The organism is Enterococcus sp. S86.2 (genome assembly GCF_059834485.2).
Genome location: NZ_CM206813.1, coordinates 2,802,971 through 2,827,288 on the forward strand (window position 1 = coordinate 2,802,971; position 24,318 = coordinate 2,827,288).

Annotated in this window: 21 protein-coding genes; 3 read left to right on the forward strand and 18 right to left on the reverse strand. The window is 38.2% G+C overall.

Annotation, left to right across the window (positions count from 1 at the left end; all coding sequences use genetic code 11):
• Positions 1–40: 40 nt before the first annotated feature.
• The 7 genes from AC6R0T_RS13360 to mnmE form a co-directional block, all read right to left on the reverse strand.
• The gene (locus AC6R0T_RS13360) at positions 41–1,060 is read right to left on the reverse strand and encodes a WxLIP family cell surface protein (protein WP_230709855.1); all 1,020 of its coding nucleotides are present in this window, start codon (positions 1,058–1,060) and stop codon (positions 41–43) included.
• Positions 1,061–1,074: 14 nt separating this feature from the next.
• Positions 1,075–1,707 (reverse strand): hypothetical protein, encoded by a 633-nt coding sequence (locus tag AC6R0T_RS13365; protein ID WP_303753651.1) that lies wholly within the window; start codon positions 1,705–1,707, stop codon positions 1,075–1,077.
• 17 nt (positions 1,708–1,724) lie between these two features.
• A complete protein-coding gene (locus tag AC6R0T_RS13370) occupies positions 1,725–2,300 on the reverse strand; it encodes a WxL domain-containing protein (RefSeq protein WP_303753652.1) in 576 nt (191 codons plus the stop codon).
• Positions 2,293–2,571, reverse strand: a complete 279-nt coding sequence (locus AC6R0T_RS13375) for an LPXTG cell wall anchor domain-containing protein (protein WP_303753653.1) — start codon at positions 2,569–2,571, stop codon at positions 2,293–2,295. Before AC6R0T_RS13375 ends, AC6R0T_RS13370 begins: the two co-directional genes overlap by 8 nt.
• Before the next feature lie 10 nt (positions 2,572–2,581).
• Positions 2,582–5,065: a hypothetical protein gene (locus tag AC6R0T_RS13380; RefSeq protein WP_303753654.1), complete on the reverse strand. Its 2,484-nt coding sequence runs from the start codon at positions 5,063–5,065 to the stop codon at positions 2,582–2,584.
• A gap of 229 nt (positions 5,066–5,294) precedes the next feature.
• A complete protein-coding gene (gene mnmG, locus AC6R0T_RS13385) occupies positions 5,295–7,187 on the reverse strand; it encodes a tRNA uridine-5-carboxymethylaminomethyl(34) synthesis enzyme MnmG (protein ID WP_230709846.1) in 1,893 nt (630 codons plus the stop codon).
• Positions 7,188–7,375: 188 nt separating this feature from the next.
• A complete protein-coding gene (mnmE, locus tag AC6R0T_RS13390) occupies positions 7,376–8,773 on the reverse strand; it encodes a tRNA uridine-5-carboxymethylaminomethyl(34) synthesis GTPase MnmE (protein ID WP_230709844.1) in 1,398 nt (465 codons plus the stop codon).
• A 465-nt stretch (positions 8,774–9,238) separates the two neighbouring features.
• Between mnmE and AC6R0T_RS13395 the strand changes: the two genes are divergently transcribed.
• The gene (locus AC6R0T_RS13395) at positions 9,239–9,568 is read left to right on the forward strand and encodes a heavy metal-binding domain-containing protein (RefSeq protein WP_206902924.1); all 330 of its coding nucleotides are present in this window, start codon (positions 9,239–9,241) and stop codon (positions 9,566–9,568) included.
• A gap of 198 nt (positions 9,569–9,766) precedes the next feature.
• On the forward strand, positions 9,767–11,545 hold the full coding sequence (locus AC6R0T_RS13400; RefSeq protein ID WP_303753655.1) for a glycerophosphodiester phosphodiesterase: 1,779 nt from the start codon (positions 9,767–9,769) through the stop codon (positions 11,543–11,545).
• A 212-nt stretch (positions 11,546–11,757) separates the two neighbouring features.
• Here AC6R0T_RS13400 and AC6R0T_RS13405 read toward each other — a convergent pair whose 3' ends face one another.
• The 7 genes from AC6R0T_RS13405 to AC6R0T_RS13435 form a co-directional block, all read right to left on the reverse strand.
• The gene (locus tag AC6R0T_RS13405) at positions 11,758–12,609 is read right to left on the reverse strand and encodes a MurR/RpiR family transcriptional regulator (protein WP_282461900.1); all 852 of its coding nucleotides are present in this window, start codon (positions 12,607–12,609) and stop codon (positions 11,758–11,760) included.
• Between the two features lie 14 nt (positions 12,610–12,623).
• Entirely contained in the window at positions 12,624–13,310 is a 687-nt protein-coding gene (locus AC6R0T_RS13410; protein WP_230709837.1) for an N-acetylmannosamine-6-phosphate 2-epimerase, read from the reverse strand.
• An 18-nt stretch (positions 13,311–13,328) separates the two neighbouring features.
• A complete protein-coding gene (locus AC6R0T_RS13415) occupies positions 13,329–14,903 on the reverse strand; it encodes a PTS system mannose/fructose/sorbose family transporter subunit IID (RefSeq protein WP_303753656.1) in 1,575 nt (524 codons plus the stop codon).
• A 55-nt stretch (positions 14,904–14,958) separates the two neighbouring features.
• Positions 14,959–15,426 (reverse strand): PTS sugar transporter subunit IIB, encoded by a 468-nt coding sequence (locus AC6R0T_RS13420; protein WP_282461897.1) that lies wholly within the window; start codon positions 15,424–15,426, stop codon positions 14,959–14,961.
• Between the two features lie 19 nt (positions 15,427–15,445).
• The gene (locus AC6R0T_RS13425) at positions 15,446–15,829 is read right to left on the reverse strand and encodes a PTS sugar transporter subunit IIA (protein ID WP_303753657.1); all 384 of its coding nucleotides are present in this window, start codon (positions 15,827–15,829) and stop codon (positions 15,446–15,448) included.
• Between the two features lie 196 nt (positions 15,830–16,025).
• Positions 16,026–17,912, reverse strand: a complete 1,887-nt coding sequence (locus tag AC6R0T_RS13430) for an endonuclease MutS2 (RefSeq protein ID WP_303753658.1) — start codon at positions 17,910–17,912, stop codon at positions 16,026–16,028.
• A gap of 847 nt (positions 17,913–18,759) precedes the next feature.
• Positions 18,760–18,930, reverse strand: a complete 171-nt coding sequence (locus tag AC6R0T_RS13435; protein ID WP_303753659.1) for a hypothetical protein — start codon at positions 18,928–18,930, stop codon at positions 18,760–18,762.
• A gap of 617 nt (positions 18,931–19,547) precedes the next feature.
• Here AC6R0T_RS13435 and AC6R0T_RS13440 point away from each other — a divergent pair.
• A complete protein-coding gene (locus tag AC6R0T_RS13440; RefSeq protein WP_303753660.1) occupies positions 19,548–20,417 on the forward strand; it encodes a hypothetical protein in 870 nt (289 codons plus the stop codon).
• Positions 20,418–20,533: 116 nt separating this feature from the next.
• Here AC6R0T_RS13440 and jag read toward each other — a convergent pair whose 3' ends face one another.
• The 4 genes from jag to rpmH all read right to left on the reverse strand — a co-directional run bounded on the left by jag (position 20,534) and on the right by rpmH (position 23,611).
• Positions 20,534–21,313, reverse strand: coding sequence for an RNA-binding cell elongation regulator Jag/EloR (jag, locus tag AC6R0T_RS13445; RefSeq protein WP_230709821.1), 780 nt, complete (start codon positions 21,311–21,313; stop codon positions 20,534–20,536).
• A gap of 15 nt (positions 21,314–21,328) precedes the next feature.
• Positions 21,329–22,120: a YidC/Oxa1 family membrane protein insertase gene (locus AC6R0T_RS13450; RefSeq protein WP_206903062.1), complete on the reverse strand. Its 792-nt coding sequence runs from the start codon at positions 22,118–22,120 to the stop codon at positions 21,329–21,331.
• 68 nt (positions 22,121–22,188) lie between these two features.
• Positions 22,189–22,521 (reverse strand): ribonuclease P protein component, encoded by a 333-nt coding sequence (gene rnpA, locus AC6R0T_RS13455; RefSeq protein WP_206902928.1) that lies wholly within the window; start codon positions 22,519–22,521, stop codon positions 22,189–22,191.
• Between the two features lie 955 nt (positions 22,522–23,476).
• Positions 23,477–23,611, reverse strand: coding sequence for a 50S ribosomal protein L34 (rpmH, locus tag AC6R0T_RS13460; protein WP_010766794.1), 135 nt, complete (start codon positions 23,609–23,611; stop codon positions 23,477–23,479).
• Between the last annotated feature and the right edge of the window lie 707 nt (positions 23,612–24,318).

A 24,318-nucleotide genomic window follows, 5' to 3' on the forward strand; every position in this document is an offset into this window, starting at 1 on the left:
TGCTGACTTGTCAACACCGCTACCACTTTAAAAGATATTTTTAGCTGTTTAATTCTTTGATGGCCTTAGCCTGCGGGCGGCGGGATTTTAGTAAAACACCACTTACTAAAACTAATAACGCTGCCAACGCACCGACTAGCCCATACAGCCATGGCGGTGTCTGAGAACTAGCTGCCACCGGAATAATCGCACTGTTAACTTCTTTGGCGTTTTTACTGCTCACTGTAAAAGACTCGTTTACTTGCCAAACATTGCCTTTGCCGTCGGTTACTTGTAAGTGAAGCTGATAGGCGCCTGGTTTAATTTCTTGATCGTTCATTGCAAAGACCAAATCAAAATTTGAGTTAGGTGCCATGGAACGATTTTCCCAGTTTATTTTTTGCAGCGCTGTTTTTTTACCCGCTTCTGTAATTTTACCGGTGTAGGTCATCTTGCCAATCGCGTCCAAGGTCATATTTTCCACGTTCACACTAAAAGCTGTCTCGCCAAAGGAAATAGCGGCTTTAGGATTGGTAATTTTCAGCTCTCGCTTCACTTGTGTTAAAGTATTGCGCAGCTGCAATCCCAGAATATAGCCAAATTGACTCGTGACAGCTGCCCCATCTTCTTCAATCAATTTTAAAACTTGAATCCCCGCCATAATTCGACCAGCGAATTTTTCTGTTGGCATGGTTACAGAAAGTGGCACTTGTATTTCACTTTGTGGTGGTACGGTTACGGTTTTGGGAGCTTGAACGACATCTTCAATTGGATATATCGTTGCAGCAGATGGCGCCTTTTTACTACTGTAATCAATTTGACCACTGCTATTGGTGGTGGCTTGATTAATATTTACCACAAATTTTTGAGCTACAGCAGCATCGTTTTTTATTGCGATTTTGATTTCTTGTTTTGCACCAGGCTTTAATAACAAATCAAAATAAGTTTGCTCTTTATCAATTTGATTTTCCGGTAAGATACCACGAATGCTAAATTCTACATTGCCACTCGCCTGCGCTGTTGGCCCTAAAAATAAGAATACAAAAGTTAAACATACCAAAATCCAGCCGCTTTTTTTCATTATTGCCTCCTAAATTACTCCGCAACTTCCGGCAAAGCCGTTAGCGTGAAGAGTACCAAATTTTCTACGTCAATTTTATCCCCTTGTTTTAATTGGAAATCATGATCTTTGAATTCCATTGCGCCGCTTTCAAATTTTTTCATTAGGAAACCGGCTTTTTCTGTCACATCTTGACTAGAAAAAATAATGTCGCCATCCGCACCGGCACCATAAATCTTTTTGCCTTCGACTGTAAATTTGGTAATCGTCACCGCTTTATTGCCAGTCGCAATATTGGTTTTACCAGCTTCATCAACTTTATCTTTGTTTAAAGAAGCTTTTAAATTCCATGAAACACTTGGCGTATCATTAAAAACAACGTAATTATTTTTGAAAACTTTCTTGATCGCACTATCGCTGTCATCTTTAATATTTTGATCGGTAAAGTCTACTGTGTAATTCCCGGTAGCATTAAGGGTGGTTGTTTGTTCAAAACGGTCGGGAACATTGATTAATTTTAGTTGTTGCAATTCCGGATTTTCATTGGCTAAAACGGTAATATTCAAATCGGTACTACCTTTTGTATCGCTTTCCACCTTGGCAAATGCCGAATTCCCACAACTTAATAGTGTCATTGTCATTAAACCTGCTGCTAAAAATTTTTTCATCTTTATTTCGCTCCTTTTTATATGGTTGGTACATTTTGTAAGACAATAATTTGAGTGGCCTTGTATAAACCAGCGGCAGCGTCAGGAGAAATTGTTAGCTGAATGTCTTCTTTTTTGACCCGATATTCATAAGAAATCGCTCCTTGATCTGTTTCGCCAGTCTTTTTCACAATTGTATTTCCTGCTTGTTGCTGCCTTGTTTTAAAGGGTTGGCTTTGAAACTGGGAACTAACTTGCCACTGTTGTTGATTTTTTTTTCGTAATTTGCCTGTCCCTAACTGATAGTAGACGTCTTTTGCTAGATACTGTGCTTCTTTTTTGAAAGGTTGGAATTGATAAAGCAGCTGCCAACCTGCTTGTTTGCTGTAACGACTATCTGTAATTTGAATCACTAAATCCGTCTTGGAAGTGATCGTAAAGCGCTCCTTGCGTATTTTATGCCGGCCAAAATCTGGCGGCTTTACCATTTGTAATTGCAAGTCTTGCTCCATTACTTCAATAATCAAATTACTTGCGGCCAATCCTGTCGGCGGCCGGATAAAGAGGCTGCCAAACACGAGCAAGCCAACTAAATAAAGCCAGCATTTACGCATCTTTACGCCTCCTTTGATAAGATAAAACTGTGCCGCCAACTAGTAGCGTCCCCACAAAAGATAGCCCCATTTGTAAAACTTCTCCTGTTTTTGGCATAAAAATCAGCGGATTGTCTTTTTTTGAAGTTAAATCATTTATATTTGCGTTGGTTTTTTCTTGATATAATTCCAAGGGTATCGTTTTTTGATCTTGATCATAGGTTATTTCTGCCCCTAAAGCACGCACTGGAAATAGGCCGCAGACTAGCACTAAAAAGCATATTCTTTTCACCATTTTCCTCCTACTCCACTATCGGGACATCATGTAGCTGCCACTGGACTTTTATTTGATTAAGCTCTGGTTTTACTTGCATTTGAAGGGGATTGGTTTTGAGCAGTAGCCCTTCTTCTTTGGCATATTCCCGTTGACTCAAATAATTGTCTTCCGTTTGAAAATTTGCCGCATTTATCTGAATCGGCGCATTGGGACGATTTAGTTCTTGTTCATCGTCGTCTCTCCAAATGAAACTGTACTGACCAATAAAATCTTCTGCTGGCATCAGCTGCAAAGTAAGATACCAATTGCTCCTTTTATTTTGCGGGCGTGTATCTAAAATTTCGATGCGTAAATTTTCTTTACTCTGGTGCGACAAAATTTCAGCCTGGGCTTTTAACGGGACCTGCCAATGAAGCTGATCACTGACATAAGTAAAGCGCAGCTCTGGTGTATATTTTGTTTGCAAATAAATCTTGTTGGAAACAAGGGGGAGCGTTTTACCGCTGGCATCACATTCAATAACTTGTAGACTATACTCGCTATCTGATTGCACATGTTCAACAAGCTCTGCGGCAAGTAAGGTCTGCTGTTTTATTTCGCTGTTGTTGGCGATCATTTTGGTCCAAATGACCGACTCTTCTTTCCCCTCTTTTTTAGCCAACTGGACTTTTAGCGTCTCATTTTTTTTCACTTCATCTTTTAAATAAAAATTCAGCGGAGTCTTTAAGTTGGGACTAGTAAAATCAAACTGACGAATTTTGGTGAACTGATTTAATTTTTCATCCCAAGCAATCACCGGTGGCGTATCTTCTGTCACGGTATATTGCAACGCTTCGGTCGTAAACTGTACCTGCATCGTGTTGCCTTCTACTTGATAGCTTCCTTTTAATTTCGGAATTTTAGTGATCGTAGTTCCCTCAGGTACTGCCTTGATTTTTGTGTCATAACGTAATGTCAGTTTTTCTTTGGGTTGTACAACAATTTTTTGTTGCGGATAAAACTGGCCATTCTGGTATGTGCCGGCAATTTCTACCCCGTTTTTTTCAAAGGGCAGATTACCGCTGGTATGCTTGAAAGTGACCTCTTGTTGTAAAACATCTTCTTTTTTTACCAATTTGTTTGCCAGCGAGGTAGTTAAATCCGTTTTTAAAAATGCATCTTGCTGCAAAATTCCGGTCATGGTGTGATTAGGATTTTTAAAATCGGAAAAGAAAATCATGTTTTTGTTTAAAAACTGCTTGTTAGTATTTTGTAGTGAAGTATCCATCGTCGCAGTAAAACCCCAAACTAATTGAGGCGGCTGCTGTTCATTGTAGCCATCAATATAATGGCGTAAATCAACATCAAAACTAGCCAGATTTTCTTCTGTCGTCGCCGTAAGCAATTGAATACTAATCGTAGCGTAATGGGCTCTAATATTGGCTAAACTGAATTTAAACCATTTTTTATTAAAGTAGCCATTTCCGGCATAAACTGCCCAACGTTGAGCAGCACCATTGCGATTTTCATTGGCTAATTCCGGTTTAAAAACATGGGGTTTATTGCTGTTATAAACCGATAAATGGGATTTCCCCTTCGTTTCACTATTGGCTAAAGATGAATCAGATCCTAAGTGCGTGTGTCCGTCATTGGACCAGTTATCAAAAGCAACTAGCATGGCATCTTGGATACCAGTAACGCGATTTTTTTGTTCCGGATTTTCTTTTGAACCATGATAATAGGCGCCTAACCCTTGCACTTCATACTTTGTCGAATCTGCGCCTTGATAATCGTAATAATCAGCTGAGGAAATTTGGCGTTGTGGTCGCATAAAAAAGGTCAAACCTTCTGTATATTCCGCCATATACAGATACGCATTAAAAACTGTGCCACTATTTCCCTGACTAAAATCCACCGTATTCTGGGATTGCGCCATACCTGCGCGATAGTGATTGAAATAGGTTTGTTTACGAAATCGCGTTAAATTAAGCGTGTCACTAACTGTATCCGCCGCTTCAAAAGGTGTGGCAAGCGCACTTTCAATTTCCCTTTCATTTTCTTTACTTCCACCAAGAGCCGCAGCATTAAAAACACGTCGCCCCTCTACTTTTTCCTCGTCCAAGTATCGCTTTACTTGTAAAGGAATCGCAGCCTGCTGCGCGCCGACACCAACGCCAGTGCCCTGATCAATTCCCCGACGATTCAAAAAAGCATCCTTCACTTGAAGCGGTGCATATGACAAAATCGACTCCTGATTATTTTCTTCTTTAATTTTGGGTTCATTTGTTTTTGTACTTTGCAACAAAGAACCCGCTTCATTATTCCCATTCAAAACATGAGAGTCTCTAGAACTTCCCTGTTGGTTAATGAATTCTTGATTAGAATTTTTCGGCGCAAACGTCTCCGTCTTTTTTCGGTCTTGCTTTGCTGATACTGCTTGAGCAAAATCAGATTTATTTACGCTGACAACGGATAATAACAAACAAATCATCATACCAAAATGAAACGTTCGTCTTTTTAAATTCTTCATTTTCTACACCTTAATTCATTTTATTATCACTTCTTTTTAACTATATCATTATTTTATCATCATTTTCAAATTAAAATTATTTCAATCGCACTAAAATGGCTCGTTATTTTATTTCATAATAAAAAAACAAATTTAACAAAACGCGTCCTAATCGAAATTTAGGCAAAAAAAAACAGCCCGAAAAAAATTTCAGACTGTTTAAAAAATTTTTAAAATTTGTATAAGCAAACTAATTCGCAACTTTAGCAATTCTACCTTGTTCAATGTAAACCATTAAAATACTCAAGTCAGCAGGATTAACACCACTAATGCGGCTCGCTTGGGCAATGGTTTCGGGTTGAATCTTGGTTAATTTTTGACGCGCTTCTGTCGCAAGACCATTAATGGCCGCATAATCAATGTTGGTTGGAATTTTTTTGGCTTCCATCCGTTTTAATTTTTCAACTTTTTCTAAGGCTTTTTTGATATAGCCTTCGTATTTGATTTGAATTTCAACTTGTTCGATCTCTTTTGGGGAAAGATTCTCGTCAGCAGGGATAAATTGTAATAATTCAGCGTAGCTAATTTCCGGACGGCGTAAAAATTCATTGGCTAAAACACCATCTTTCAATTGTGCTGCACCCTTTGTTTCTAAAAAGGCTTGAACTTCAGCCGTCGGTTTAATCCGGATTTTCATTAAACGGGCAATTTCATTTTCAACCGCTTCTTTTTTGGCTAAGTAAGCTTGGTATTGTGCTTCTTTTACTAACCCAATTTCATGGCCCATTTGTGTTAGACGCAAATCGGCATTGTCATGGCGCAAAATCAAGCGATATTCCGCGCGGCTGGTTAATAAGCGGTAGGGTTCTTGAGTGCCTTTTGTAACTAAGTCGTCAATCATCACACCGATATAACCATCGCTGCGTTTTAAAATCAATGGTTCTTTACCTTGAACCTTTAAGCCTGCGTTAATTCCGGCAATCAAGCCTTGGCCGGCAGCTTCTTCATAACCAGAAGTACCATTGGTTTGTCCTGCCGTATAAAGATTTTCAATTAATTTTGTTTCCAAAGTTGGACGCAATTGATGTGGCACGACCACATCGTATTCAATCGCATAACCTGTCCGCATCATTTCGACATTTTGCAGTCCCGCAATCGAACGCAACATTAAAACTTGCACATCTTCTGGCATTGAAGTAGATAAGCCCTGCACGTAAACTTCTTCTGTATTTAAGCCTTCTGGTTCCAAGAAAAGTTGGTGACGTTCTTTGTCTGCAAAACGCACAATCTTATCTTCAATTGACGGACAATATCTCGCCCCTACACCTTCTACAATCCCGGTAAACATTGGCGCGCGATGTAAATTATCGCGAATAATCTCGTGGGTTTTAGGACTTGTGTAAGTCAACCAACAAGGTTCTTGATCTTGTTTATAGGCACTATCCGGCGTTGAATAACTAAAGTGATTGGCTTCTTTGTCTCCAGGTTGGATTTCTGTTTGCGTATAATCAATTGATCCAGATTTGACCCGTGGTGGTGTCCCTGTTTTAAATCGGGCAATTTCAAAACCTAATTCTTTTAAGCTATTGGCAAGTCCAACTGATGGTTGTGAATTATTCGGACCAGAAGAATATTTTAATTCCCCAATAATAATTTCACCTCTTAAAGCTGTACCGGCTGTAATAATAACCGCTTTTGCGCTGTAACGTGCACCTGTATTGGTGATTACGCCTTTACAAACACCATCTTCAACGATCAATTTTTCTGCCATTCCTTGACGCAGGGTTAAATTTTCTGCTTGCTCAATTGTATGCTTCATTTCTTGTGCATATGCATGTTTATCTGCTTGTGCCCGCAATGCACGTACTGCCGGGCCCTTACCTGTATTTAGCATCCGCATTTGAATATATGTTTTATCGATGTTCTTGCCCATTTCGCCGCCCAGCGCGTCAATTTCCCGCACCACGACACCTTTTGCTGGACCACCGACTGAAGGATTACATGGCATAAAGGCCACCATATCCAAATTAATCGTCAAAAGCAGCGTCTTATTGCCCATACGCGCATTGGCTAACGCCGCTTCACTACCCGCATGACCCGCGCCAACAACAATAACATCATAACTCTCCGCTTGATATTCCATGAAATAAATCCGCTCCTCTTAGCTGCTGTATAGACTGAGTAATAAGTCTGTCTTCGTTTCACTACGCCTGCAGTTCAACTAAATAGAAGACATTAAGTTGAACTTGCATATTGTCGAACTGTTAAGTCTATTACAGCGCGATTTAAATTAACTGCTCAATTTTATTATTTTAAAATTTTTAACCGTTTTTATTTGCCTAGACAGAATTGGCTGAATAGTTGGGTGATAAGTTCGTCTTGTACGCTATCGCCGACGATTTCGCCTAAGAAATCCCAACAGCGGGTCATGTCGATTTGAACCAAATCGACTGGCATACCAGCTTCTATTCCTGTTACCACATCTCCTAGCGCTTGATTGGCTTTTTCCAACAAGGCGATGTGACGGGTATTGGAAATGTACGAGGCATCTTTTTCACCGGTTTGCCCAGCGAAGAATAATTCTGCGATTGCCTGTTCCAATTGATCCAGACCTTCATTTTGCAAAACAGAAACAGCAAAAATTGGGGCATCGGCTGCGAGTTTCTGTAATTTTTCTTGTTCCAATTTAGCTGGTAGGTCAGTTTTATTTAGCAAAATAATTCGTTTGGTATCTTGGGTTAATTCCAATAATTCCAAGTCGGCTTTGGTTAAGGCTTCACTTTGATTTAATACCAGTAAAATCAAGTCTGCTTCTTCTAACGCTTTGCGGCTGCGTTGCACGCCGATTTTTTCAACAATATCTTCTGTGTCGCGAATTCCGGCGGTATCGATTAATTTTAATGGCACCCCTCGCACATTCACGTATTCTTCAATGACATCTCGCGTTGTGCCGGCAACGTCTGTTACAATTGCTTTTTCCTCGGCTAATAAATGATTCAAAAGACTAGATTTTCCGACATTTGGTCGCCCGATAATCGCCGTACTTAAACCTTCCCGCAAAATTTTCCCTTGTTGGGCGGTTAAAAGTAATTGTTCGATTTGCCCTTGCACTTGATTGGCTTTTTCCAGCAACAAGCGCGTCGTTAATTCCTCTACATCGTCGTATTCTGGGTAGTCAATGTTGACCTCCACTTGCGCCAATGTTTCCAAAATTTCTTGGCGTAGAGAACGAATTAAGCTGGATAAATTTCCATCTAATTGATTCAGCGCCAAATTCATCGCCTTATCGGTTTTCGCCCGAATTAAATCCATCACGGCTTCTGCTTGGGATAAATCCACCCGCCCATTTAAGAAGGCCCGCTTGGTGAATTCGCCTGGTTCTGCTAGCCGGGCGCCTTGTCGCAGCAATAATTGCAAAATTTGATTCACCACGACGATTCCGCCGTGACAATTAATTTCAATCACATCTTCTCTGGTAAATGTTTTTGGGGCCCGCATCACGGAAACCATTACTTCATCTACCATCTGCGCTGTCGCTGGATCAAAAATATGCCCGTAGTGAATGGTATGGCTTGCAACATCTGCCAGACATTTGCTGCCGCTGCGATAGACTTCATCTGCAATTTTCACTGCATCATCCCCACTTAAACGGACAATACTAATCGCCCCTTCGCCAGGCGGCGTGGAAATTGCGGCAATCGTATCAAATTCTTGGGTAATATTTGCCATTAGTTAAACTCCTTTTTTTAACTGTATCGCCTGCAGTTAGTGATTAAAACTATTTTTGTTAAAATAAATTTTAAAATAAAAATTTGCGATAATCCGCGGTCTAAAAGGATTCTGCCACGATTTATTGCAATAAAAAAAGTGCTTCATCTTTTGCAAATAGGAAAAAAACTTCTACTTAGAGAAGCTTCCGGCGATTTACAAAAGACAGCGCACTTTGACTGCAAGTCCTTAAATTCTGGTCATAGACTAGCATAAAATTAGCCGTCTTGCAAGATTTCATGCCAGAATTTGTGAGAGGTTTTAGCTTTACTTAAAGGTTCTTATCACGGTAAAATTAAATTACAGTTAATTTCAGCTCTTTTGGGGCTGTTTGCAACAATAAATTTGGTTTTTGCTGGTGAATTATTATTTCGCAATTTTGACAAAATAATCATTTCAGCACCAAACCTACAAGGAGTGAGCGATATGACATTTGACAAACAAAAAGAAGACGACATGCGCATTCACGAAGTTATTATCTCCACTGGTAACGTCAACCGTAGCTACGCTGTGCGGGACGTAATTTTCGTTGCCGAAAAATTTGAAACAGATTTATTTGATGAAACTGTCGACCCCAACGAATCACTGCAAGATATTATGTTGATGTTAAAGAAAAAGGCCTTTTCTTATGGCGCCAATGCTGTCATCAACTGCCATTTTGATCACGATCACGTGCAAGTTGACGGCAAAACGTATTTGGAAATTTTCGCTTACGGCACCGTCGTCCAATTTATTGAAACAACCGTTGGCGGCTAAGTACAAACAGCTAAAAACTTATTGTAAGTCTGTGCTACAACAAATTAGCTTTAATTTGTTTAGTTCAGACTTTTTTTTCAGATACATTACATTAATAAAGCAGAAGAATTTTTAGACAGTTAAAAAAACAAGTGGTAAAATTCAGCCCACTTTTTAACTAAGGGCTTTTTTTCTTCTCAGCCAGAAAGGAAAACAATTATGAATCAATCCATTCGTGCCAGTACCAAAGAGTTTTTTCACCACTGGGGCAGTTATGTTTTATTAGTTTTGACAATGAGTTTGGCTTTGGAGTGGCTCGTTATCCCTTTAGCCCGTTTTCTAACAGAATACGTGTTAAAAGCTGGTCGCATTCCTTATCTAACCATTACCAATCTGCCCACTATATTGATTAGCCATCCTTTTGTCACCTTGGGGCTTTTAGCTGTCGTCTTTTTAATTTTAATCGCCTTATTTTGGCAATTTTCTTTTTTGCTCTACGGCATCAGCCTCATTCAAAAAGAAGGCAGTTTAAAACCAATAGCGCTCATTCGTTACTCGGTGAAAGAAATTTTTCACTTGCCTAAGAGCACCTTCTTTTATTTTTTGATTTACGGCTTTCTAATTTTACCTTTTGCAAATTTCTTTTTCCAAAGCGTGCTTTTAAGTAAAATTAAAATTCCCGATTTTGTTTTAACCTTTTTAATTGCCAAACCGCTTTTTGCCGTTTTAATTTTCTTGTTCTTTTTGGCGATGGGCTATCTCGGGTTGCGTTCTCTGTATTTTTTACCTAATTTAATCTTGCAAAAACAACCAGCACGCCAAGCCTTCTTCAATAGTTGGCAAAAAAGCAAGGGGCATCTAATCAAAGTCTTTTTCCGTTTGTTTTGGCTTAACTTATTAACAGCTATCTTAACGATCGTCGTTGTTTTCTGCTTGTATCTACTTCAATTGGGACTAGATCAGTTACCAAGCTATTGGCCATTAGCAGGTGCGACTGTGAATTTAGGCATCATGGAAATTGCCACACAGCTGATTACATTGTGGGCTATGGTTGTCTTTTTCCAAATGATTTTACCCAAAAACATTTTGTTACCACAATTAGGCACAACAACCAAAAAGCACCGTTTTTCTACGCGCGTTTTGGCTGGGGGCGTCATATTTTTCATCACCATTGTTGTCATGATTTATAATGCCCTCTTTCTAACCGGCGCTATGACTACTTTACCGCTAACGATTTCTCACCGCGGTGTCAATGGCGCAAATGGCGTGCAAAATACCATTCCCGCGATGGCAGACACGTTAAAAGAAAAACCCGACTATATCGAAATGGATATTCACGAAACCGCAGATCAACAATTTGTCGTGATGCACGATGAGAATTTATCTGCATTGGCCGGAGTAAATAAAACGCCCCACGAATTGACCTTGGCACAGCTCACAGCGCTAACAGTCCGGGAGAATGGCCACAAAGCCAAAATTGCTAGCTTTGATGATTACCTGTCTTATGCCAATCAACACAAGCAAAAATTATTAATTGAAATTAAAACAACACCCCACGACTCACCAGTAATGCTAAAAAACTTTATAAAAAAATACCAAGCAACGATTTTAAAAAATCAGCATCGCATTCATTCACTGGATTATCGCGTCATTACCGGCTTAAAAGCCCAAGCGCCCAACCTATTTGTTAGCTTTATTTTGCCTTATAACTTTGTCTATCCCAATACCAAAGCCAATGCGTATACCATGGAGCAGACAACGTTAGATAACAACTTCATCATGCACGCCCAAGCTTGGAAAAAACAAGTTTACATTTGGACTGTCAATAACAGCACTGAAATGGATAGCCTCTTTTTCATGGATGTCGACGGGATTATTACAGATGATCTTTCCACTCTAAACGCAGAAATCCGTTCCTTTAAAGACAGCCCATCTTATGCCGATCGCTTGCTTTTATATGTCACGCAGCTTGCAAGTTGGAACAATCAAGAAAACTAAAAACAAGCCAAATTCTACTGCCAAAAAATTGCCGCGATTCTGACAAAAACTAGCGATAGTCTGGGATTTTCTAATAATTTTATCCTTTTTTGATAGTGCAAAAGACCTGCCAAATATTAGCAATGACACTAATATTTAGCAGGTCTTTATTTTATTGCCTGTAAATGAAATAAGGTTTTGGGGTATTACCTTAAGTGTTCGTTTTTCATAAATCACTTCCCGCGAAAGCGCTGAATGGCATGATGCAAATCGTACAATTTATCAACAGCAACTTCGCCTAATTCCTCATACAACCCCATATACAAAACATCCACAACAGCCAACTGTGAAATTCGGGTGGCCATATTTGCTACTCGAAAATATTCTTCTAAAACTGGTGTGGATAATTTAATATCTGCCAGCTTTGCTAATTTTGAATTTTGTAAAGTTGTAATTGCGATCACTGTGGCACCTTTTTCTTTGGCTAGCGTTACTAATTGCACCACTTCAGCTGTCTTTCCCGTAGTTGAAATAACTAAGAAAATATCTTCGGCTGTTAAATTCAATACTAAGGCCAACATCTGGTGGAAATCGCGATTAAAACTGGCTGTAACACCTAGTTTACTAACCTTGTGGGCGAAATCTTCGGCTACTACCGCAGACGCCCCCACGCCATAAACTGTCACTTTTTGTTTATCCTTTAATAAAGTAATTGCTTTTGCTACTTCTTTTAAATCGAGTGTATTCACTAATTGCTGAACTGCCAATTGATCTAATGCCATGGTGTTAAAAAAGACGTCATTTATCGATAACTTTTCATGTTTTTCTTTTTTTACAATATTAAATTCATTTTTACTATTACTAAATAATTCTTGGCTTAGCGCTACTTTAAAATCGCGAAACCCTTTCACTCCAATCGCCTTGCAAAAACGAACGACACTAGCCTCGCTAACCGCCGCCCCGGTTGCAAATTCTTTAATTGTCATCCTGGTTACCCGTTCAGCATCCTGCAAGACAAAATCAGCAATTTGACTTTCAATTTCCGAAAAATTTTCTTGTTTTTTTAGCGCTGGGAGTAAAAACATTTCTTCACCTCAAATTAGTTTTCTAAGCTTGTTACAAATTTTTTTGTAATTACTTCTGGTCGTGTAATTGCTGTTCCAATTACAACAGAATAAGCACCAGCTTTATATGCTGCTTTTAAGTCATTCACAGAAGTAATATGTCCTTCTGCAATAATTGGCACTGTAATTTTTTCTACCAATTCACAAATCAGATCAGGGTTAAACGTGGTATTATTTTTTGTTTCCTCTGTATAACCTGCTAAAGTAGTTGATACGAGATCTGCACCACAATTTTCAGCATATACTCCACTTTCGACACTATCACAGTCAGCCATTACAATGATCTCTGGATATTGTTCATGAACCTTCGCAATAATATCAGCCAATTTTTCACCATTGGGTCGTGGCCGCTTCGTACCATCTAGTGCGACGATATCTGCACCAGCTTGAATAATAGCTTCACAACTCGCAAAAGTCGGAGTGATATAAACATCGTAGCCTTCAAACCACTGTTTGTAAATACCTATCATTGGTAGTTTTACTTCTGTCTTAATTGCTGCAATATTTTCCGGTTCGGTCGCTCGTATTCCCACAGCACCACCTACTGCAGCGGCATTGGCAAAAGCAGCCATAATATCTTTGCCATACATTGGCCAGCCTTTACGTGCCTGACATGAAACAATCACACCATTTTTAATTTGTGCCATAACTTCTTTTTTCATCTGCATTCTCCCATTTGTCTATAAAATTCCCGTTAATTTTCCAAGTAAGCCAATTACAAAGCAGGCTAACATCAACCAATAAATTGCTTTTTTATTCTTCATTAAGGCCCAATAAAAAATAAGCGTGATGATTAATGGTAAAAGACCTGGAAAAATTTGATTAATTAAATCCTGCAAGACAATTTCTTTACCGGCATTGTCCCATTGAGCAGTCAGTTCGATTTTGACAAAATTAACGACCATCGAGCCTGTAACCATCATCCCCACGATGGTCGCTCCTTGAACAAAGTTTTTAATTAAATCTGAATTTTTCATCTTGGCAATTAATTTAACCCCAAATTTATATCCCCAAAATACACCTAGATAACGCGTGGCAACATTTAGAAAAATATTAGGAACGATAAAAATTATTGGTCCCAAAATGTTCCCGTTTAGAGCTAAACCAGCCCCCACAGCAGCAAAAATTGTCATAAATGTTGCTTTAAAAACAGAGTCGCCAATTCCAGATAAAGGACCCATTAAGGCCGTTTTTGTTGATGAAATCGTTTCGTCTGTAATTGGTTTTCCTAATGCTTTTTGTTCTTCTAAGGCAATTGAAACCCCCATAACGATATTGGTGGTATACGGGTGGCAATTAAAGAATTCATTATGTCGTTGTAGTGCTTTTTGGTACTCGGTTTCGTCTTTATATAATTTTTGCAAAACTGGAATCATGGCATAATCAAAGCCTAAACTGATGTAACGCTCGTAATTGATCGTCGCCATACTGAAAAAAGAACGGGCAAAAACGCGCCATAAATCTTTTTTAGCCAAGAGATTGTGATCTGTTGGCCCTTCTTCTGTTGGTAAATTTTGCGCCGTTTGATTCTCTCCTTTTCTCAAAGCCCCAGCCCCCGCTGCAACACCGGCTCCCAATAAGGAAACAGCCAACACATCTAATTTCAAATAGACAGATAAAACAAAACCAATTAAAAAGAAAGGCCAAAACTTTTTGAAATCCATCATTTTTAATAGCATGGCCATCCCAATTGCCGGTAAAAGACCAGATGCAATCGTTAAGCCACCTGAAACCCAAACTGGTAAAGCATCATTAATTTGTTTTACAAACTCGCTACCAAATTGAATGGCCATAAAAGAGGCCACGAAAAACACACTAAAGAAAACGAGCACGCCAGCCAAATGTAATTTTTCTAGCGTTTTTGTTTTGCCTTCTTTAATTGCAGAATCAGCCTTATGAACCAAGAAAATATTAATGTTCCAAGCTAACATGATTAAAAATTGCGCTAAAATCCCAATTGGTAGTGCCAAAGAAATACCAAGAGCTGGTGAACCAGCTTGGATGGCGTAAATCGTACCAATAATACCGGCAATTTGTGCATTAGGTGGCACAGATCCCCCAATTGGTAAAACTCCCATAAACATCAATTCAACACTTGCTCCCACTTGCAGACCAGTTTGTAAGTCACCCATGACTAACCCAATCAATGGACCGGCAAAAATAGGTCGTGAAATCATCCAATAGCCATAACCATAATTTTCTGTAATTAAAATTGCGACAAAAATACTCAACAAGATCCCGCTGAATAAAGTCATTATTCTCCCCCTATGCTAATTAAACTTCCCCGTCAAAATTTTGTATTTCTTAAACTTAAATCACACTACTAAGCTCAATTGATTTGTCTCCAGGCGCTGTTCTTACGTCTAATTTCACACCTGCGTGGGCTAATTCTTTAAAAACGGCAACATCTCTTTCATCAACATATACTGTTTTAGTAATCTCTTTTTTGCCTTCTTTAAAGTACATGCCCCCAACATTGATACTGTCAAAATAAATTCCTGCCTTTACTAACTCATAAATAATTGCCGGATCTTTAATAACCAGAAATGATTTCAAGCCATTATCGTTTGAAAAATATGCAATTCCTTCAGCTACAGTAAGTAATTTAAAGCCTTTTCCTTCTGGTACAGCCATTTCCAGTAACATTTTTTGCATCTCATCATTTGCTGCTTGATCATCAATTACCACAATCTCGTCACAAGGATAAGCAACAGACCATGAATAAGCCACTTGTCCATGAATTAGCCGTTCATCGATTCTTGTTAAATTAATACTCATTCTTTTTTCCTCTTTTCTTTTATAAGTTAAACTCTTGAATCATTGGCGTCGTTTCGAAAATTAAATCGCTTGCATTTTTTTGTACATCTAAACAGCTGGATAAAATCAAAGCCAAATGATACCCCATAATCAATTGACTGCCATTTAATTGTTGCTGTTTACTAACTAATGCTGCTGCTTTTGCTGGTGTCCCTCCTTTTATGTCTGCCAAAAATAAAATTCGAGTGTAATCCTCATTCAATTGCTGACAAAAAGCAGTCAATTTTTCAATATAGTCTGTACTATTTTCTTCTGGTTGTAACGGTACTGCAAAAAGGTTCTCCTGTTTTCCCAAAATCATTTCCGCCGACTGTTGCATACCGGTGCATCCAGCCCCATGGCCTACCAATACAATTGCACGCATTTTATCTTCCTTTCTCATATTTAAATCGATTACATTTTTTAGCGATTTATTTCTTGCTATGCTTGCATCATACAATATCAGAAATTTAGTTTCAATATATTTTTAAAAAATAAATAAATTTAATTTCAAAATATGTTTTATTTACACCGCAAAAAAAAAAGAGCAGAAAATATTCCACTCTTTTTCTAGCACTATTCTAAAGCTTTTCTCGTCGCGCTTTTTCCATTTTACGTAATTTGTGATGCGCTTTTTTGGAACCCCGTGTTAAATCTCGTTTGAATTTTTCTTCGTGAAAATCGTGAAACAAACTTTCAACGTCATAATCAAGGGGATATAGTTTTTCCGCTGCCATTTCCAGATGCAAGCGCCGCAGCGGGACTGAAAAGAATTCGTTATTCGAATACAAAATTCCTTCTTCACCATCTGCTTCATAAAACAATGCGGTCACATTTTCTGGTGCAACGACCCGATCACCTTTTTGAAATTGTGGCAATTTCGCCCGTGATGCATTGCCTTGGCTAATATTTTTGAATTCTCGCTTTTTCCCTCCATATTCTTTTTGCTGCAATAATTGACGACTGCGATCAATCACGTCTTTTTGCAGCTGCATTTTTTCTGCAATCCAAAAAGCGTTACTGCTGCCCACAGCATTCATCAAAAGTTGATATTTAGGCGTTAAGGTTTTCGCATCAAAAGCCATCGCCGCTGTTTTAAAATCTTCATGGGCTAAGGCAAAATCTTTAATTTCGCCATAATGGGTGGTCGCCACTACCAGTGCGCCATTTTGATACATCTGCTCCATAATCGCAATGCCTAGCGCTGCACCTTCATTGGGCTCTGTCCCGCTACCAATTTCATCGAGTAAAACTAAAGTCTGACGTTTGGTGTGGCGTAAAATTTCGGCGATATTTTGCATATGACCCGAAAATGTACTCAAAGCGTTCTCCATATCTTGTTGATCGCCAATATCAATTAAGATCTCTTTGAAAATCGCGATGTTGCTATTGCCATCATGATGAACCAACACGCCAAAAGCTGTTAGTAGACACGTTAATGCCAGCGTTTTTAACACCACCGTTTTTCCCCCTGCATTGGGACCGGTAATAATCAGCCCTCTGGCATCTTTGCCTAATGAAACCGATAATGGTACGGCGTTTTTGCCTAATAAAGGATGGGTGACATTTGATACATGTAAAATTTCTTCATCGTTGACGGCGATTTTCACGCCATCAATACTGCGGGAATATTTGGCCCGGGCAAAAATAATATCTAGTTCCACCACAATTTCTAAACTATAAGAAATTTTATCTTGGGACGCTGCCAATAAGCCGGTCAAATACGCCAAAAGCTGATAAACTTCTGCGACTTCTTCTGCTTGTGCCAAAATTAATTTTTCATTCAGACGGGCAATATTACTAGGTTCCACAAAAACCGTCGTCCCTTTATTGGAGCGTTCAATAATCGTACCGGCAATTTTATTTTGAAACTCTGCTTTGACTGGTAATGTGTACCGCTCGCCTTTTTTCAAAATTAAGCGTTCTTGTAAATATTTTTGCGTGGTACCATTGCGCAAATATTTTTGTAAGGCTGTTTCGATTTCTCCTTCAATTTTTTGCACTTGATTGCGGGCTTTGCGTAATTGGCGGCTACTGTCGCTATTTAAGCGCGTGCCGTTGACCATTCCCGTAATTTCTCTGGTAATTTCGGTAAAATCCCCCAGCTGCTGACTGTAAGCAAAAAGATTCGGCACTTGATAGGAATTTTTTTGTAATAATTTTTGAATCAGTTGAAAGGAGCGTAAAAAATCGCTGTATTCTGTTAACTCACTTGGCTCTAAAATTTGCCCCTTTGAAACTTTTTGCGTTAAATGACCAATTTGCGTCAAACCCATCAAAGGAATATGCTGACCAGAAGCTAGAATTGTCATAGCCTCTTGTGTTTCCTCTAACCAATTGCGTACAGTGTGGATTTGTGTGGCAGGATCTCTTTTTAAAATGGTTTCTTTCCCTTTATCACTAATCGCCGTCTGGCTGATTAAAGTTCGAATTTTGGTAAATTCCGTTTCAGTTAATACGTTTTTCATTTGAATTCCTTTCTTGCTTAGACCCTATTCTAAACGCAAAAAAGCCTCGTTAGAATGATGATAGAAAAGCTTTACAAACTTGCTCAGGCTGCAAAAAATAAGAACGGGATTTTTGAAAATTGCTCTTCAAATTTTTGAAAATTTCGACTTATTTCTTGGCAGGCTAGTTTGTAAAGCTAGACACATAGAAAAGCTGTACAAACGCGTTTAACTTCCAAGCAATAAGACAGAATTTCATTAAATTGTTTCTCAAATTTCTTGAAATTTAGCTTATTGCCGTAGGAAGTTCGTTTATAAAGCTAGACATATAGAAAAGCTATCTGCACGCGATCAGCTCGCTCGCAATAAGACAGCAATCTTGATAAATTGCTCTTCAAATTTCTCAAGATTTTGACTTATTGTCACTGCGAGTTCGTGCATAAAGCTAGACACATAGAAAAGCTGTACAAACGCGTTTAACTTCCAAGCAATAAGACAGAATTTCATTAAATTGTTTCCCAAATTTCTTGAAATTTAGCTTATTGCCGTAGGAAGTTCGTTGGTAAAGCTAGACACAAAAAAAGACGATAGTTTCCCTATCGTCTTTAAAATCTTGCGCTTACGAATAGGCATCTAGAGCATCACAAATAAACCTTTTGTTTACTTGTTTTTAAATTGCTGATTAGATACCTGTTACACTCACAAATAGCCCTCTTTTTCTTCTAACGAGTTATTGATTACTATTTCAGTATAAAAGAGACCACTAAAAGTTGCAAGTTGGAAGATAAAAGTTGTCCTTGCCACAATTCAAATAAAAGCGTAGGCAAAAAGTGAAAGCAACTTCAGAATTGCCTTTGTTCATAATCGATTATGTTAGTGCCTGTAAAAAGAAAAACCCACCAAAACAAATAACTGCTAATAGGAAAAAACCCAGTAGACCTTTTGTCTTTTTTGAAATGAGCATCTGAATAATTTTAATCACAACACTGATTCCCATAACTAAACAGGAAATAGTAGGTATAATTAACCAATCCGCCACATGAATCCTTCTTTCTTGCGTAATACATATTACGAATTGCGTATATATGACAGCTGTAATAAAAACCATTATAACTCATAAATTAAGGAATTATCTTCCCTCATTTACTTTTATAGGCAACAAAAAAACGTCTGTTAATGGCGTAACAGACGTTTTCCAGACCAAAGTAATGACTACGGCATCGTATCTTACTTCGATAAGAATGATTTCTAGTAAAATATACTTGGTTTTTTTCGGGATGTCAATGAAATGCGGGTGAGTTTATGCTGAGAAAAGCCCATAAGATCGGGATTTCTTACTCCTTTTCGATTATTTTTTCTAGGATAAAAAACAACGTTAAAAAAGTTTATTAAACTAAAAAGAAGCCTATTTAGCTTGCCTAGTCCTCTTTAACTGCCAAAAAATTCCGACTAATTTTCTTTAAAAGAACTGAAAATAAAAGACTGGCAAAAATAAAAAAAGAAATAGGCAGACATAAAAGAGTTCCATTACAAAAAATTATCTTTTTTCTTTGACTCTTTCAGCCCTTCTTCAATTTAAGCTTCATCATCTATAAATATTCATAACTATTTTGCTGTGTTAAAATTTAGTTATCAATCTTTTTAGGAGGAAAAAAGATGGAAGACACAGCTTTGTTATTAAGAAAACTGAATGATCGCAAAGAATTCCTCACTGAAAACACGATAGATTATTTATTACATCAATCACAACTGATTAAAAAGCTGACAAAAGATTATGAACCAACTGCTCTTTTTAATATTTTTCGCTTAGTAAGCCTTGCAGAAATTCCTTATGTAAATCGACTTTCCTATACACAAACCATTATTCATTTTATTGACAAGCATATAGCTACAACGGCGGGATTTTCCTACACTGGAAAGATTGAAGATATTGTCCCTTGCTACAACGCAATGCTATTGGAAGCGTATGTGCGCTTAGATAAAATTGACTCTCCAGAGGTTAAAAATGCTTTGGATTGGATAAAACAATATCAGCTTTTCCAACGCAATAAAGTAACAAAATGGCCCTATAAAGGAATATGTAAATTTGGCGGCTGTATGAAAAGCACGCCTTGTTACATTGGTATTGGAAAAACCGTCAGAGCGCTAATAACCTACTCTGAATTTGCTAAAACAAAAGATGATAAAGTCGAGCAATTAATCGAGCAAGGTATTGCCTACATGTTAAAGCATCATATGTATCAACGATTATCAAATAGTCAGCCAATCAGTAAACATATTACGGAATTAATGTTTCCACAAGCTTATATGCTTTCTTTGACCGATTTAGTTTATATCGCAAATAACCGTAATTTGTGGCCAGACCAGAGAACGAATGCACTAAAAGCGTTTGTTGCCAGTAAAATGATGCAACAAAGAAAATGGAAAATAGACTATATTTATAGCCACAAAGGCTACAAAGCTTTTGAAACGAGGCGCACTGCTTCTTTGTGGATTGAATATATTTTTGACGATTGTCCTGTTTAAGAATAGAAAAACTTTTGTTCCATTAATTCCCTGCTGATCAAAAATAGAGGGGAGAATCAGTTTTCACTGGCTCTCCCCTCTATTTTTAAATCTTTTTTACTCCCGCTTTTGGGGGCTTAATAATACTTTTTATTTGGTTCCACTACTAAATAGCGGTAAGGTTCGTCCCCTTCAGAGTGGGTCTTTACGCTGTCGTCATGACTTAAAGCAGAGTGAATTTGTTTACGTTCAAAAGCTGGCATCGGCTCTAAGAAAACCGGCCGTCCTGTTCGTTTCACTTTTTCTGCTGTCCGTTGTGCTAGCCGTTCTAAAATGGCTTGACGTTTTTGGCGATAATCGCCGACATTGACTACAACCGAAAGTTTATTTTTCGCAACGCGGTGAATGAAAACTTGAGCCAAATATTGTAAAGCATTTAACATTTTACCGTGTTTGCCAATTAGAATCCCTTGCTTTTTCGTGTCCAAATGGAAGATAACCAACCCATTTTCCCGCTCTGTTTTGACCAAGGCAGGTGCATTTAATTCGTTGGTAATATTGGTTAGATAAAGCGCAAGTTGTGTTAAAGCTGCTTCGTCGTCTAAGTCAGATAAAATTTCTGCAGTTGTTGGCGTGATCTCTACAATTGTTTCTTCTGCAGCTGGTACTTCAGCTGTAACGACTGGTGTTTTGTCAGCGGCAACGAGTACGTCTTCAACGGTTTGGCTGACAGCTTCACTAATATCTTCTGCCACCGAAGGCTCAATTGAAACGCGGGCATTTTTCTTTCCCATTCCCAAAAAGCCTTTTTTGCCTTCATCTAAAATCTCAATTACAGCTTCGTCTTTTGAAATTCCTAATGCAGTTAAACCGGCTACTACTGCTTCACCACTGGTTGCTCCTTCATAAATCGGCATCAAGGTAACCCCCTTTTATTTTTTACGTTTTTTCTTATTCGGATTCATCGCACGTTCCAAAGCACGCTCCCGCGCTTTTTCTTGACGAAGTGCTTCTTCACGTTCTTTTCTAATCTTAAATGGATTGTTGATTAATAATGTTTGCACCACTTGGAATGCATTGGAAATTACCCAGTATAATGACAAACCACTGGCAAGTCCTAGCCCCATCATTAAAATCATCAATGGCATTGCAAAGTTCATAATTTTTAAGCTGGCATTTGCTTCTACTTGGCTCATACTTGAAAGATATGTGCTGGCAAAAGTAAATACCGCCGCTAAAATCGGTAAAATCAGATAGGGATCTTTTTCCCCTAAGTTCAACCATAAGAAATGACCTTGAGATAATTCTGGTACCCGTTGAATCGCTTGCCATAACGCCATCAAAATCGGCATTTGCACTAACAGTGGTAAACACCCCGCATAAGGATTGACGTTATTTTCAGCGTAAAGCTTTTGCGTTTCTTCTTTTAATTTTTGCTGCGTTTCCATATCTTTAGCAGCGTATTGAGCTTGCAGCGCTTTGATTTTTGGTTGTAATTCTTGGGTTTTCCGCATACTTTTTGTTTGGAAATGCATCAATGGCATTAAAATAATCCGCACGACTAAAGTAAATAAAATAATCCCAATTCCGGCATTACCAAACGATAATGCTTTAATAGCGCGGGCAAAGTTCCAAACGATGTAACGATCCCAAATTCCAGTACTGTTGGCACTTACTTCTCCGGTGGCACCACAGGCTGACAAGAATACTACCAGTGCCAGCATGCCGCTTAAAAGCAGTGCTTTTTTGACATGTTTCTTTTTCACGAGGCATGATCCCTTCTAACGATTATTTAAATAATTTTTGCGAGTTTTAGTACATGTTTCAAATTTTGCAGCAATTCTTCACTATCTAATTCACTCACAGTTGGTCGAGCGATGATAATAAAATCAAGATTCGGATCAATCTGATCTTTTAGAGTATACAAACTAGCACGGATTTTCCGTTTCACACTATTGCGCATCACAGCATTGCCGACTTTTTTCCCCACCGAAATACCAACACGAAAATGGTCTTGTTCTTTCGGGAGTTTATAGACAACAAAACGGCGATTCGCACAAGAGCTGCCTTGCTCAAATACCCGTTGAAAATCTCGTTCTTTTTTGACACGATAGGCTTTTTTCATGACGTTTCCTTCACTTCTTCTAAAATCATTTGCTCATACCTTTCAATAATACCATAATTCCCCCCTAAACTTTACCCTAAAAAGAAAAGTTACGGGGACTCTTTTAGCTCGCAAGCAATAAAATAAAATCTTGCTAAATTGTTCTTCAAATTTCGCAAGATTTTGGTTTATTACCGCCGCGAGTTAGTCACTGTAGCTGGATCAAAGAAAAGCTTTTCGAACTCGTTTTACTCGTCAGCAATAAGGCAGAATTTCAATAAATTGTTTTCCAAATTTCTTGAAATTTTGACTTATTGTCGCCGCGAGTTAGTTCGCAAAGCTGGATCAAAGAAAAGCGAAACAAACTTGTTCAGTACGCTAAAAATAAGCGCAGAATTTTCAGAAATTGTCTCTTCAAATTTTTGGAAATTTTGACTTATTTCTTAGCGTGCTAGTTTGTGCAGCTGGATCAAAGAAAAGCGGAAAGCGCTGGGTAACTCTTTGGAAAAATGTCGGAAATTTGGATGCTGATGTTCTTTATCAGAATCAAATTTTTGAATTTTTCCCGAAGAGTTGGTGCTTGAAGCTGGATCTAAAGAAAAGTTATCGGAACTCGTTTTACTCGCAAGCAATAAAATGAAATCTTGCTAAATTGTTTTCCAAATTTCGCAAGATTTTGGTTTATTGTCGCCGCGAGTTAGTTCCTATAACTGGATCAAAAAAAAGCTTTACGAACTCGTTTTATTCGTCAGCAATAAGGCAGAATTTCAATAAATTGTTCTTCAAATTTCGCAAGATTTTGGTTTATTGTCGCCGCGAGTTTGTCACTGGGGTCAAATCTAAAACAAAAAAAAGCCACTCCAATTTCACCTGCCAAAACCTCTACCATGATGAGATTTTTTTACGTGATCTTGAAGTGACAACTTTATTTACTATGTTAGCCAACATAAAAAAAATACCACTGGCAACCAGTGGCTTAAGCTGACAATACTTTACGTCCTTTAAGACGGCGGCTAGCTAAGACGCGACGGCCGTTTTTAGTGCTCATACGTTTACGGAAACCGTGAACTTTTTGACGTTTACGTTTGTTTGGTTGGTAAGTTCTTTTCATTTATTTCCACCTCCGAGGTAATTCTCATATCCATCACTACAGACATACTTTGATAGTATAACGACTCCGATTGCTTTTTGTCAACTACAAAATCACGCTAAAACAGTAAAAAAGTTATCCACATTTCTTTATAAAGCCTGTTGATGGTTGTGAATTCACAAAAAATTTTTGAAAGTTAAATTAAAGTTTTGGAAATAATTATCCACACTTTCACACAGCTTAAAAACTTTTCCACAAGCAATTATTTTTCTGTGGATATACGTTACAAAACGCTGTTACAATCCACTCTTTTATCCAAAAGACCTTGTGGAAACTTTTCAAAAACTCAAATTTGTCCACATTTTTTTTAGGCCTGTGGATTATTTTTATACCTGCTGTTAATTCACATTTTCATCTTCTTGTTTATTTGTGGAAAACTTGCTGAAAATAAATTTTTTTCTGCTTTTTGCTCTCTGCCTGTGGAAAACTTCTTTAAAAAGTGATAAATTAGGGATACCTCTTTTTGTCTGCTTCTTTTTAAATTGGCAGCAATCTAGAGTTCGTGAAATTTCACAAAGTGCCGCCAGATCCTCGTAATTTATTACTAGGTGTTTTTTGAGGCGCTCTTTTGCTTTTTAAGCCCGCTTGGGATGTCTTAACTATTATGAATATACGTAAATTAAAACGCAGGCCGTTTTATTGATTGGAAAAAATTAAGGAGGAAACTC